The sequence below is a fragment of the Methylobacter svalbardensis genome (assembly GCF_037671525.1).
GTDB classification, from domain to species: domain Bacteria; phylum Pseudomonadota; class Gammaproteobacteria; order Methylococcales; family Methylomonadaceae; genus Methylobacter_A; species Methylobacter_A svalbardensis.
The window spans coordinates 21,270-33,665 of the sequence record NZ_JAWPOH010000007.1; the positions used below are offsets into that span (position 1 = coordinate 21,270).

Annotated in this window: 13 protein-coding genes; 7 read left to right on the top strand and 6 right to left on the bottom strand. The window is 48.7% G+C overall.

Annotated elements, in window-relative coordinates; genetic code table 11:
- Positions 1-5 precede the first annotated feature (5 nt).
- The 4 genes from RW114_RS04455 to RW114_RS04470 all read left to right on the top strand — a co-directional run bounded on the left by RW114_RS04455 (position 6) and on the right by RW114_RS04470 (position 4,062).
- Complete coding sequence (locus RW114_RS04455; RefSeq protein WP_340121511.1) at positions 6-410, top strand: RidA family protein; 405 nt, start codon at positions 6-8, stop codon at positions 408-410.
- A gap of 352 nt (positions 411-762) precedes the next feature.
- Positions 763-2,865 (top strand): ATP-dependent DNA helicase RecG, encoded by a 2,103-nt coding sequence (gene recG, locus RW114_RS04460; RefSeq protein WP_340121512.1) that lies wholly within the window; start codon positions 763-765, stop codon positions 2,863-2,865.
- Between the two features lie 6 nt (positions 2,866-2,871).
- Positions 2,872-3,435, top strand: coding sequence for a chorismate--pyruvate lyase family protein (locus RW114_RS04465; RefSeq protein ID WP_340121513.1), 564 nt, complete (start codon positions 2,872-2,874; stop codon positions 3,433-3,435).
- 93 nt (positions 3,436-3,528) lie between these two features.
- The gene (locus RW114_RS04470; RefSeq protein WP_340121514.1) at positions 3,529-4,062 is read left to right on the top strand and encodes an REP-associated tyrosine transposase; all 534 of its coding nucleotides are present in this window, start codon (positions 3,529-3,531) and stop codon (positions 4,060-4,062) included.
- 63 nt (positions 4,063-4,125) lie between these two features.
- Here the strand turns inward: RW114_RS04470 and cmoB are convergent, their stop codons facing one another.
- The 3 genes from cmoB to RW114_RS04485 all read right to left on the bottom strand — a co-directional run bounded on the left by cmoB (position 4,126) and on the right by RW114_RS04485 (position 6,649).
- The gene (gene cmoB, locus RW114_RS04475; protein WP_340121515.1) at positions 4,126-5,133 is read right to left on the bottom strand and encodes a tRNA 5-methoxyuridine(34)/uridine 5-oxyacetic acid(34) synthase CmoB; all 1,008 of its coding nucleotides are present in this window, start codon (positions 5,131-5,133) and stop codon (positions 4,126-4,128) included.
- Positions 5,130-5,861 carry a carboxy-S-adenosyl-L-methionine synthase CmoA gene (gene cmoA, locus RW114_RS04480; RefSeq protein WP_340121516.1) on the bottom strand — a complete coding sequence of 244 codons (732 nt, stop codon included), beginning with the start codon at positions 5,859-5,861 and terminating at the stop codon, positions 5,130-5,132. The genes cmoB and cmoA overlap by 4 nt, the downstream gene beginning before the upstream one ends.
- A gap of 143 nt (positions 5,862-6,004) precedes the next feature.
- The gene (locus RW114_RS04485) at positions 6,005-6,649 is read right to left on the bottom strand and encodes an MlaC/ttg2D family ABC transporter substrate-binding protein (RefSeq protein WP_340121517.1); all 645 of its coding nucleotides are present in this window, start codon (positions 6,647-6,649) and stop codon (positions 6,005-6,007) included.
- A 141-nt stretch (positions 6,650-6,790) separates the two neighbouring features.
- On the opposite strand from RW114_RS04485, the gene hemB reads away from it, so the two are divergent.
- The 3 genes from hemB to aroE are packed head-to-tail and all read left to right on the top strand — an operon-like array spanning position 6,791 to position 9,211.
- Positions 6,791-7,795 (top strand): porphobilinogen synthase, encoded by a 1,005-nt coding sequence (gene hemB, locus RW114_RS04490; RefSeq protein WP_340121518.1) that lies wholly within the window; start codon positions 6,791-6,793, stop codon positions 7,793-7,795.
- Between the two features lie 46 nt (positions 7,796-7,841).
- Positions 7,842-8,375, top strand: coding sequence for a hypothetical protein (locus RW114_RS04495; RefSeq protein ID WP_340121519.1), 534 nt, complete (start codon positions 7,842-7,844; stop codon positions 8,373-8,375).
- Positions 8,372-9,211 carry a shikimate dehydrogenase gene (aroE, locus tag RW114_RS04500; protein ID WP_340121520.1) on the top strand — a complete coding sequence of 280 codons (840 nt, stop codon included), beginning with the start codon at positions 8,372-8,374 and terminating at the stop codon, positions 9,209-9,211. The genes RW114_RS04495 and aroE overlap by 4 nt, the downstream gene beginning before the upstream one ends.
- A 108-nt stretch (positions 9,212-9,319) precedes the next feature.
- Here aroE and RW114_RS04505 read toward each other — a convergent pair whose 3' ends face one another.
- From RW114_RS04505 to lptF, 3 genes are all read right to left on the bottom strand, one after another.
- Complete coding sequence (locus tag RW114_RS04505; protein WP_340121521.1) at positions 9,320-9,925, bottom strand: gamma carbonic anhydrase family protein; 606 nt, start codon at positions 9,923-9,925, stop codon at positions 9,320-9,322.
- 178 nt (positions 9,926-10,103) lie between these two features.
- Positions 10,104-11,174 (bottom strand): LPS export ABC transporter permease LptG, encoded by a 1,071-nt coding sequence (gene lptG / locus RW114_RS04510; RefSeq protein ID WP_340121522.1) that lies wholly within the window; start codon positions 11,172-11,174, stop codon positions 10,104-10,106.
- Positions 11,171-12,238: an LPS export ABC transporter permease LptF gene (gene lptF, locus RW114_RS04515; protein WP_340121598.1), complete on the bottom strand. Its 1,068-nt coding sequence runs from the start codon at positions 12,236-12,238 to the stop codon at positions 11,171-11,173. Before lptF ends, lptG begins: the two co-directional genes overlap by 4 nt.
- Between the last annotated feature and the right edge of the window lie 158 nt (positions 12,239-12,396).

The following is a 12,396-nucleotide window of genomic DNA, read 5'->3' on the forward strand; positions in this document are numbered from 1 at the left end:
CAACCATGACCAAATACATCATCCAGACCGATAAAGCGCCGCAAGCCATCGGCACTTATTCGCAAGCCATTAAAGTGGGTCGCACGGTTTATCTTTCAGGACAAATTCCTTTGGTGCCTGAAACCATGACCCTTATTGAGGGCGATATAAGCGCACAAATAACTCAGGTGTTCAAAAACTTAAAAGCGGTTGCTGAAGCTGCGGGTGGCGATTTTTCGGACATCGTCAAGTTGAATGTTTTTTTGACCGATTTGACGCACTTTCCGATAGTCAATGAAATCATGGGGTATTATTTCCAGGATCCCTATCCCGCACGCGCCGCTGTCGGCGTTGCTGCATTGCCCAAAGCCGCCGACGTGGAAATGGATGCGATCATGGTGTTAAAGCCTCAGGAATATCCGGCTTCTTGACTAGAACCTAGATTAGGCAGATTCCTTAAATTGTCCACAAAATACACGAAAGAAATGAAGAATACACCGGCTCCCAAGCTCCAGAGACTGTAAAAGCATTACCCAAATCAGGCAAAAAAATTATTCACCACAGAGAACACGAAAGACACGGAGAAAGTAATTACATTAATTCAATGGATTGAATCCTTCGTGTTCTCCGTGTTCTCCATGGTTATTCTTGTGTTATCCTAAAAATGAATACTTTCATAACTTCTGGAGACAACAACAGTCGAAGTTATTGAGCTATAAAGATTTTTCGTGTTTTTCGTGCCTTTCGTGGACAATACCACATCTCTCACTGCCGAGTTGTTATATGAACACCCTGAATCAACCCGTTTCAGCATTAGCAGGGATAGGCGCTCAAACCGCAAACCGATTGCAAAAACTCGGCCTTTGCGTTATTCAGGATTTGATTTTCCATCTGCCCCTGCGTTACGAAGATCGAACCCGCATTTATCCGATCGGCTCGCTAAGGCCGGGCATGACCGCATTGATCAGCGGCACCGTTGAGTTTATCGACGTATTGCCCCGAGGCCGAAAAAGCCTGATCTGCCGAATCAGCGACAGCACCGGCTTTATCAACCTGAAGTTCTTCCACTTTAGCGCCAGCCAGCACAACATGCTGAAACCCGGCACAGCGATCAGTTGTTTTGCCGAAGTTCGCTACGGCTATGCCGGACTGGAAATGGTTCATCCCGAATACAAGGTCATCGTCGATCCAAACGACTGCATCACGGAAACGCGCTTGACCCCCGTTTATCCGCTGACCGAAGGCCTCAGCCAGAATGTCATCCGCAAGGCAGTCAAACAGGCTTTAGACCTGTGCAAGCAGTTTCCCGAACTGCTGACCGACTGGATACCCGAGTCAATCTTAACGCAATATCATTATCCTAGCCTCGCCGAGGCGATCCGGACCCTACATGCACCGGACGAATCGGTATCGATTGAAGCCTTGCAAAACGGCAGCGTACCCGCGCTAAAACGCTTGGCCTTTGAAGAACTGCTGGCGCATTATTTAAGCCTCCGAATAACCCGGAATAAAACCAAAGCCTGGCAAGCGCCCTCTTTCCTTGTAGAGGCGACAGGCACCTCATCCAATAACATTGCCACAGATCATTTTATCCGCTCCCTGCCGTTTAAATTGACCGGCGCGCAGCAACGGGTCATCGCGGAAATTGAAGCCGATTGCCGATCACAACACCCGATGATGCGTCTGGTACAGGGCGATGTCGGCTCCGGTAAAACCGTGGTCTCCGCCTACGCGGCTTTACTGGCGTTAACGGCAGGCTATCAGGTTGCGGTGATGGCTCCGACCGAGTTACTGGCCGAACAGCATAAGCGCAACTTCAGCATCTGGTTTGAAGGCTTTCAGACCCAGGTAATGTATTTAACCGGGCAACTCAAAGGCAACGCCAGGAAAGCCGTTTTAGAAGCGCTGGAAGACGGTACCGCCGGAATCATCATCGGCACTCATGCCTTGTTTCAGGACAGCGTAAACTTTCATCGCCTCGGCCTGATTATTATTGATGAGCAACACCGCTTCGGCGTACACCAGCGGCTGGCGCTAAGGGAAAAAGGCCAACAGGACGGTATCAGGCCGCACCAATTAGTGATGACCGCCACGCCGATTCCCCGCACCCTGGCCATGCTGCAATACTCCGATCTGGACATATCCATTATCGATGAGCTACCGCCGGGCAGAAAACCGATCGTCACCAGCGTGATTCCCGCCGAGCGACGCGCCGAGGTGATCGACCGGATTCACGGCTGGGTCGAGAAAAAAAAACAGGTCTACTGGGTCTGCACGCTGATTGAAGAGTCCGAAGTGTTGCAATGCGAAGCGGCGGAAAAAACCGCCGAGCGACTGACTGAAGCCTTGCCGAATGTGCGTATTGCACTGATACACGGGCGCATGAAATCGGCCGAAAAAGATGCCGTCATGCAGGCCTTTAAAAATCACCAGCTTGATTTACTGGTCGCCACGACCGTTATTGAAGTCGGCGTCGACGTACCCAATGCCGGATTAATGATCATCGAAAACCCGGAACGCCTCGGTTTGTCGCAGCTGCATCAATTGCGCGGCCGGGTCGGTCGAGGCAATGACGACAGTTACTGCCTGCTAATGTATCAAGCGCCGTTGTCCGACACTGCCCGCCATCGCCTAGGCGTTTTACGGGACAGCAACGACGGCTTTGTGATTGCCGAAAAAGACCTGGAGTTACGCGGCCCCGGCGAAGTCATGGGTACAAGGCAGACAGGGCAAATGCATTTTAAGATTGCCGATTTAGCTAGAGATGCCGATGTGCTGGATATTGTCCAACAGGTCGGCGACAGTTTTTTTACTCATTCGCCCCAGGCCATACAACCCTTGTGTGATCGCTGGTTGGGCGCATCCACCGAATATTCCGAGGTTTAAACTACGATGCCTAGCAAAAGCTTTTTATTTAACCGAGAACCCTTATGGCTGGAAAACCGCTCGGGCACCCGTCACACCCTGCCGGAAAACGTCCAATCATGGGTCTATGAGCCGGGGTCGCTGACTCAGCGTCTGCGTGATTATTACGGCGATGCGATTGGCGTTAAAATTCTGCTGCAACAATGGAATACGCCGTTTTTAACCGAGCGCAGGCTGCTTAAATTGCACGACAGCAAGTACAGCCTGATCCGTGAAGTTTTACTGCATGCCGACGACAAGCCGCTGATTTTAGCCAGAACCATCATCCCGGCAAAAACCATCAAAGTGGCTAAAAACAACCTGGCTCATCTCGGCAGTCGCCCGCTGGGGGAAGTGATTTTTTCCTATCCCAAACTGGAACGCATCGAAATGGATGTCGCCTTGATTAACCCGTCGACCTGGACGCCGCCCGCGCTAGCTGAAGGCTATATCGACCAGCCAATCTGGGGAAGAAGAACCGTCTACGCGATTTCGCATCGGCAAATGCTGGTGAGTGAGTTTTTTTTGTCGGGGGTATTGGAGATTTTTTAGTTCCGCAACCCGGAGTGCAAGCTTTGCTTGCAAGGCAGGCGAAGCCTGCACTCCAACCACGCTTCGCACCTTAATTATCTTTTGGAGCTGACTATGTTAAAACGCTATCAACATCGCCCAGCACACCTCCTGCTAGATAATACCAGTTACTTTATAACCGGCAGTATTTATCAAAAACGCCATCTATTAAACAATCAACTTAAAGAACAGTTGATCGCCTTATTGCAACAAACGTTTACTGAATTTTCCTGGACGCTAGAACATTGGGTGGTATTAAATAACCACTACCATCTGATGGCGCTCAGTCATAAAGATGAAGATTTACCGAAAATCATAGGCCGAGTACATTATCAATCGGGGCAGTTAACCAGAAAAATTTACCCCTCTAATTTGCCGGCGTGGTGGAATTACTGGGATTATTGCCCGCGTGATGAAAAAGATTACTTAATTCACCTTAACTATTTGCTGAACAATCCTGTAAAACAGGGTTGCACTAACAATCTAGCTGATTATCCTTTTTCCAGCTTCCATCAGCACATAGAAAAAGTTGGTCGAGAAACCTTGCGGCGGCAATTTAGCGATAATCCGAAATACCAATCCTTAATTCTGACCGAAGACGACTTTTAAATAAACGATGGGAGTGCAAGCTCTGCTTGCGAGGCAGGCGAAGCCTGCACTCCAGCTCTGATTCTACGCCGCATTGGCAATAACAATTGCTCGTTTCGGAGCCGGCAAACCTTCGCACGTCAGTTGCGGATTATCGGCATCCAGAAAATCTTTCAGCGAATGAAAAGTCATCCATTCTGTAGTTCGCTGTTCTTCAATACCGGTTACGGTGACATCGACCAGACGGATATTTTTAAAGCCGCAACGTTTTAACCAACTGATCAGGGTGTCGCAGCTGGGTAGAAACCAGACGTTGCGCATTCTGGCATAACGGTCTTCCGGCAACAATACTTGGCCTAATCCACCGTCGATAATCAAAGTTTCCAATACCAGTTCACCGCCGGGTTTCAGGCAGTCTCTTAATTCCATCAGATGATCGATAGGCGAACGGCGATGGTAGAGCACGCCCATCGAAAATACCGTGTCAAATGCCTTCAAGCCATAAGGCAGTTCTTCTATGCCCATCGGCAAGACGTAGATCGGCGCTTCGCCATACAATTTCCTAACCAGATGAAACTGCATTACATTGAGCAGCAGGGGATCGATGCCGACCACCATTTTTGCTCCGGCTCCCAGCATGCGCCAGCAATGATAGCCGTTGCCGCAACCGACATCCAGCACCAAGCGATGCTCTAACGGCGCGATATGGTCTTTCAGCCTGTCCCACTTCCAGTCTGATCGCCATTCGGTGTTGATGTGAATGCCGAACAAGTTGTACGGACCTTTACGCCAGGGATGCAGGGCTTTTAACTGGCTTTGTAGGGGCGACTTTAGTCGCCCAGGGCGACTAAAGTCGCTCCCACAATACTCATTCGGCAGGTCATCTGCACTGCCTATTTGCACCGCATCGGCATCCAGCAGCCGTTGCGCGGTAGGCAATACCGGCACGCTATCGACTAAAGCCTGCCACTGCGCTAAATTGCCATGTTTGCTTTGATCAAGGCTCTGTTCAAGCTGTTGCGGCAGCATTTTTGCCCAGGCTTCGGCCTTGGCGTCGATCAGCGCATTATATAAGGGTTGGAAGTCGATCATTTCAAGGCAATCATTGAGGCAAAATTGAAATATTGGAACCAGACTTCGGCACTGCTGAATCCGACTTGGAGCAAGCGGTTTTGATGCTGAATAAAGGTCTCAGCAATCAGCACATTTTCCAACGCGGTGCGTTTCTGGCTGATTTCCAGGTCGCTGTAACCTTGCGCTTTTTTAAAGGCGTGATGCATTTGCGTCTGCAATTCCTGCTGCCTATCATCATCGAATTTGAGTTTTTCCGACAAGATTAATATGCCGCCGGGCAATAGTCCCCGGTAGATTTTTTGCAAAAAATCGAGCCGATCTTCAAGCGGAATAAACTGCAAGGTAAAGTTTAAGACAACCACCGAGGCATTTTCTATCGCAAGCTCTCGAATATCGGCACACACGACATCGACTGCAACCGTGGCCTGATCTTTTTGCAATGCTTGCTGAAAGCCAGTCACCATCGCCGGAGAATTATCGACAGCTATGATGCGGCAATCTTTAGCTTCAATCTGATGGCGCATCGATAAGGTCGCCGCACCCAAAGAGCAGCCCAGGTCGTAACAAACACTATGTTCGCGAGCAAAACGTCCAGCCAAAAGACCTATCGCGGAAATAATGGCGTTATAACCGGGAACGGATCGCTGGATCATATCAGGGAAAACGCCGGCTACTGTTTCGTCAAACTTAAAAGCACCGACTTCGCCAACGGGACTGGCATAGATGGAGTCTTTGAGGGAATTCATTAGTTTAGTAAGAAAATCACACCGGGAGAGATAACTAAGTAGTCGTTCAAAAGTTTTTTAACATTTTTGTTACCTACACTTAAAGAATGAATAAGGGCGACCAACCGGTCGCCCTTACGAAGGGCAAATGCCCCATTAAAGCATCAGGAATTTGCCTTAGATCTTACCGCCAATGCTTCAGCATTACGCTTAGCCAAGCTAGCAATAACGGCGTTTAATGAACCTTTGCTTTGAACTTCATTGGTAAAGGTGGTGCGATAGTTGGTCACCAGACTCACACCTTCAATCATAATATCGTAGGCTTTCCATTCGCCTTTGCTTAGCAGCATCCTGTAATTGACGCCGATAGGCTGTATACCGGGCTGCAAAACCTCGGTTTTTACAATAACTTTTGTTGCATCACCTTCCATTTCAAGAGGCAGGAAACGAACCGACCAATCTTTAAACTCCACAAAAGCACGGGAATAGGTTCTTACCAACAGCGTTTGGAATTCATGTTTAAATCGTTCACGTTCGTCATTAGTCGCGGTTTTCCAGAGCTTTCCGAGTACTAATGCCGCAATCCTGTCAAAATCGGTATGCGGATAAATGGCCTTGTTAACGAATTCTGTAATCTTGGCAAAATCGGTGGTAAACGACTTATCCTGCATCCTTTCCTGCAATTGCATCGAAGCTACGTTGATCGCCTGCTGCGGCGGCAACAAGTCAGCTGCGATAACGTTAGCGACAGGCATTAAACCGAGTAATACCACGAGTAAACCCACTATTGAAACTTGCTTAGCTTGCATAAAACCCTCAAAAATCAAACTGACGAATACATTCACTGTTCAAATATCAGAGTGGCAATTTCCCTGATACAATAAATCTCTTGTACTTAGAGTCTCTACAGAAATTTAAGATCTTTCCAAACCCTCAGAGCCAAAGATAAGATGACATATAATAACATCAACTTCCCTCAAACACGCATGAGAAGAATGCGTTACAACGATTTTTCCCGTCGTTTAATGCGCGAAAACCGCCTGTCTGTCGACGACCTGATTTGCCCGATGTTTGTCACCGAAGGCTCAAATCAACGGGCATCCATCTCATCGATGCCCGGAGTAGAAAGACTATCCCTGGACTTATTAGTTGAAGAAGCGCATCAGCTTTATAAGCTGGGTATTCCCGCGATCGCACTGTTTCCGGTGACCTCTGCCGATAAAAAATCGGAGCAGGCGGCCGAAGCCTATAATCCTGACGGACTGATTCAGCGTAGCGTAAGAGCCTTAAAAAAAACCATTCCTGAATTGGGCATTATTACCGATGTCGCACTAGACCCCTTCACCACACACGGACAGGATGGACTGATCAATGCGGACGGCTACGTGATGAATGACGAAACCATCGCTGTATTGACCCGGCAGGCGCTCTCCCACGCTGAAGCCGGGGCCGATATTGTGGCGCCGTCGGACATGATGGATGGTCGCATCGGCGCGATAAGACAAGCACTGGAAGCGGAAAATCATATCAATACCTTGATACTCGCTTATTCTGCGAAATATGCCTCCAGCTTTTACGGCCCGTTCAGGGATGCGGTCGGTTCCGCCGGAACATTAGGCAAAGGCAACAAATTCAGCTATCAAATGGATCCGGCCAATTCCGATGAAGCCCTGCGCGAAATTCAATTGGATTTGCAAGAAGGCGCGGATATGGTCATGATCAAGCCCGGAATGCCCTATCTGGATATTATCCGCCGGGTGAAAGACCACTATGGCGTACCGACGTTCGCCTATCAGGTCAGCGGCGAATATGCGATGCTCAAGGCCGCCGCCCTAAACGGCTGGCTGGATGAAAAAGCCGTCGTACTGGAATCCTTAATGGCCTTCAAACGCGCCGGCAGCGATGCCATTCTGACCTATTACGCCAAATCTGCAGCCCAGTGGCTACAAGAGTAATTCGAACGCATAATTATTAATCTAACATTAAAGCGGGGCCTATTTCATGTCAGAAGATATTTTAATCACCGAAAAAAGAAGATTTCATATTGAGGAAGCCATTTTGGTTTTGCTGCTGATCCTGTCGCTGGTCGGCATCGGCATCATGGACTTTTCCCCCGCCGACGGCTATGGCTACTGGCTGATTATGATGCTGCTGTTCGGTCTGTTTGCGATCATTATCGGCTGGCTGCAATCCAAACACCGTAGCGATGATTTCAAGATAATACTCCGCGAACAATCCATGCATTGGGCGACCTCGTTGCTGGTGGTTGGCGGGGCGTTCTTAATCCATCAGTCCGGCCGGATAGCCGAGGAAGATGCAGGGCTGATCATCCTGCTTATCTTGTCGCTTTCGACGATACTGGACGGCCTGCGCGTAGGCTGGCGCTTTAGCCTGGTCGGGCTGTTCCTGGGCGTTGCCGCCGTGGTTTCCGTCTATACGGCGCACTTTCTCTGGGTAGAGTTGGGCATCGCCATCTTGATTGTTGCAGTCACCATCGCGTGGGAATTATGGATGGAGAGAAAAGCGCAATCATGACTTTAATAGATCGCTACGCCGTATTTGGCCACCCCATCAAACACAGCAAGTCGCCGCGCATCCATCGGCTTTTTGCCGAACAAACCGGGCAAACGCTCGAATACACGGCTCAAGACATTGCTGCCGAACAATTTCAGAGCGCCGTTACCACCTTTTTTGCTGAAGGCGGCAAAGGCTTAAATTGCACGGTACCGCTCAAAGAACTCGCCTGGAACTGCGCCGACCATAAAACCGAACGCGCCCAACTGAGCAAAGCCGTCAACACGCTCGCACTCCAGGCGGACGGCTCTCTGTTAGGCGACAACACCGACGGCATCGGTCTGGTAACCGACTTGACCATCAATCATGGCATCGCCTTATCGGGCAGCCGCATATTGATTCTGGGCGCAGGCGGCGCCAGTCGCGGCATCATAGCCCCGATTCTTGAACAAACCCCGCACTCCCTTGTTATCGCCAACCGTACCGTTGATAAAGCCGTCAAGCTGGCCGCCGAATTTGACAACGGCGGTTCAATCACCGGCTGCGGTTTTGAGGCCTTAAAAAACCGGCAATTCGACTTGATTTTAAACGCAACATCCGCCAGTTTAAGCGGTTGCATGCCGCCACTGCCGACCGGTTTACTGGCTAAAGAGGGTGTGTGTTACGATCTCACTTACGGCAACGAGCCAACCGCTTTTGTGCGTTGGGGACAGGAAAACCTTGCGGCAAAAAGCCTGGATGGTCTGGGTATGTTGGTTGAACAGGCTGCAGAGGCTTTTTTTATCTGGCGCGGCATTCGTCCAAAGACTCGGCCGGTTATTGAGCTGTTGAATGCTGAGCTAAAGGCTAAAGGCTAAAGGCTAAAGGCTAAAGGCTAAAGGCTAAAGGCTAAAGGCTAAAGGCTAAAGGCTAAAGGCTAAAGGCTAAAGGCTAAAGGCTAAAGGCTAAAGGCTAAAGGCTAAAGGCTAAAGGCTAAAAATTGTAATGCCCTTAAACCTCAATGCAAGCTTTTTTTCGCCCTTCGCCCTTCGCCCTTCATCTTTTCCCTTCAAATATTCATTTTTCAAATGAATGTAATGTTGAGACGAGTATTCCAGAAACTCTTTTTCGGTCTCTGTTAATGGCCGTACCTGTTTGGCGGGCGAGCCGACATAAAGATAGCCGCTTTCCAGTTTTTTCCCCGGCGGAACCAACGCACCCGCACCCAGCATCACATAATCTTCAAGAACGGCATCATCCATAATAATCGCCCCTATGCCGATCAGACAATAATCGCCCACAGTGCAGGCATGAACAACCGCCCTATGCCCGATAGTGACGCCTTTTCCTATGGTTAAAGGATGGCCTTTGTCGGTGAATTTGCCAAAATGCGATACATGCAATACCGAACCGTCCTGGACATTGGTGCCATCGCCGATAGTGATAGCTTCAACATCGCCTCTGACCACCGTCGTCGGCCAGATAGAGACATCATCACCCAAGGTAACGTCGCCGATCACCACAGCACTATCGTCTATAAACACCGATTTGCCGATTTTAGGCTGTTTATCGTTAAATTTTCTAATGGTCACACTAATCTCGATTGACATACTTTAGGAATGGAGTCCAAATAATTTGAACACCCGGCAAATTGTGGGGGGCGACTAAAGTCGCCCCCCACATGGACTTGATGACGTGCAAAAACTGAAAGCTTAAGCATCCAAGGTATAGTTAATTTTCATCCCTTGACGCCGTGTGCACCGCGTCGAATTAGCCTCGCACCCGCTTCAAAGCAAATAACGCCACCACCAAAACAGCCAAACTGGGAGCAAATGCCATTAACGGCGGATTAATCTCATAAATCAAGCCGATATGCCCGACTATTTTATCGACGATATTAAACCCCATGCCAATGACAATGCCTATCATCATCCTTCCGCCTACATTAATGCCGCGTTTAACGCCGATAACAAAGGGCGCAGACACCAGCAACATCACAAAAACAATCAGAGGATTCACCACCCGCCCCCAGAAAGCCAGTTCAAAACTATGCGATTTTTGATGATTGTCCTTTAAAAAACCAATGTACATAACCAGATCATACATGGACAGATTATTCGGATTGACCACAACAATTTTTAACAAATCCGGGGCAACAGAGGATTGCCATAGCTGCTCATTTTGACTGCTTGCCGTCATCTGCTGCATTGAAATATCCGATTGCTTGATTTGCTCTAATTTCCACTGCTTATTGCCTTGAAAAGAGGCTTTCTCTGCATGAGTCGACTGCCTCAAATGGCGCTGATCGTCCAGCTCATAAATACTGATGTCGGCTAGACTTCCGTCGTCTTGTATTTTGCGTACATTAATAAATTTTTTGCCCTCACGCAGCCACAGTCCATATGCCCCTCCCATAACAACCTGTTCATTCTGGGCGGTAACTTTCAATATCCGTGCCGCCCGTTCGGTTACCGGTGCAATGAATTCACCGACCAATATCGCAATAAAGACTAAAATAGCACCGGCCAGCATCACCGCTCTGATAATTCCCATAACAGATAAGCCGGCCGCTTGCATCGCAATCAGTTCGCGGTTATTGCCCATCGCACCCAAGATAAACAGACTGCCTAATAATGCCGAGGCAGGCATCAATTCATAAAAAACGGTCGGCGAGGTCAGCGCAAGATAATAAAAAATCTCTGTTAAGCCGTAGCTCCCTTTGCCCAGGTCCTTTAGCTGGTCGCTAAAAGTAAATAAATTAAATAAGGTCAATAATAATAAAATGGCAATAAAAGAGCCCTTTACTATTTCCCTGACGATATAGCCTGTTAATACATTCACTTATTGATCTCCCTAAGCTTCATCAGCAGCCACTGCCAGCCAAACAATCTTGCCAACAAAACCGCGCCTATCAACAACAATAAGGTATTGACGCCAACAATACCCAGCCACGCGGGGATAGTTTGATTGATTACCCAGCTATGACTGACGCGAATAAGATTGCCATAGCTAAAATAAATCATAAAGCCAACCAGCATATTCCCGTATACACCTCCGCGAGGCGACATTTGGGCCAAAGGCACGGCAATAAAACTCAGCAATATTATCCCCATAGGAATAGACAGCCGGCGCTGCAATTCGGCAATATCGGCTATTTGGCCGGAACCCACTAACGCATCACTGCCAATCGACTCCTTGCCAAAACTAGCAACGGATTCTTTATTCTCTATTCTGACCGCATATTCAGTGAACTGTTCAAGCGCAAAATTTAACGCACCCGGTTGTCCCTGGATGCGCTCACCGTTTTCCAGAATGACATAGCGTCCGTCAGGCAAATCTTTCAACCGACCTGTTTCCGCATTGATAATCGCCAGGCGATCTCCCTGCCGGTGCTGTACAAAAACCTGATGCATTTTTTTATCGGCATCGATATTTTCCACGTAAAAAACCAGGTCTCCCTGGCTATATTCACTAAACTTTCCGGCGGCAATACCCCTAAGATCGGCGAATTCCTTATCCTGATGCATCAACCCCTCCATCATGGCTTCCGCCCAGGGTGCAACGTAGAATGACAAGCCGACTGAGAGCACCGTTAAAGGAAAAACCAGCAAGAATATAGCTCGATAGACCGTTCCCGCACCGCCCCCTGCCGAGGCCACTGCCGACATCTCTTGATCCCTGTACATTCTGCCCAGTACCATTAACACCGCCATAAACAAGGCCGCAGGCAAAAAAGCCGCGCTGGCAATAATCGTTTTCAAGCCCAAAACAGTCATCAGGGTTTGATTGGATACCTGCCCCTCAATGGCCTTATCAAGAATCCTGATAAACTGCCGACTGACGATAATCACGACAATCACCGACCAAACCGCCAGCAATGTCCTTAACAAATCCAAGGCAATCATTTTATCCAGAACGGTGACTATCTTGCGCCGCCCCATGTTATAGCCTTTAGTCCAAGTTGCTTCCAAGCGTGTTCTCCCAATCAAAAACGTGTGTGTTGTACAGCGAAGAAAAGTCGAAAGACTTTTCGCTTCTCCCTTGAGTCTGTAAATTATGAACT

Coding starts and splice junctions, on each gene's coding strand:
- RW114_RS04465 (WP_340121513.1), top strand. CDS start 2,872: ATGCCTAGCAAAAGCTTTTTATTTAACCGAGAACCCTTATGGCTGGAA.
- RW114_RS04485 (WP_340121517.1), bottom strand. CDS start 6,649: ATGCAAGCTAAGCAAGTTTCAATAGTGGGTTTACTCGTGGTATTACTC.
- lptF (WP_340121598.1), bottom strand. CDS start 12,238: ATGATTGCCTTGGATTTGTTAAGGACATTGCTGGCGGTTTGGTCGGTG.
- cmoB (WP_340121515.1), bottom strand. CDS start 5,133: ATGATCGACTTCCAACCCTTATATAATGCGCTGATCGACGCCAAGGCC.
- RW114_RS04455 (WP_340121511.1), top strand. CDS start 6: ATGACCAAATACATCATCCAGACCGATAAAGCGCCGCAAGCCATCGGC.
- aroE (WP_340121520.1), top strand. CDS start 8,372: ATGACTTTAATAGATCGCTACGCCGTATTTGGCCACCCCATCAAACAC.
- RW114_RS04470 (WP_340121514.1), top strand. CDS start 3,529: ATGTTAAAACGCTATCAACATCGCCCAGCACACCTCCTGCTAGATAAT.
- hemB (WP_340121518.1), top strand. CDS start 6,791: ATGACATATAATAACATCAACTTCCCTCAAACACGCATGAGAAGAATG.
- recG (WP_340121512.1), top strand. CDS start 763: ATGAACACCCTGAATCAACCCGTTTCAGCATTAGCAGGGATAGGCGCT.
- cmoA (WP_340121516.1), bottom strand. CDS start 5,861: ATGAATTCCCTCAAAGACTCCATCTATGCCAGTCCCGTTGGCGAAGTC.
- RW114_RS04495 (WP_340121519.1), top strand. CDS start 7,842: ATGTCAGAAGATATTTTAATCACCGAAAAAAGAAGATTTCATATTGAG.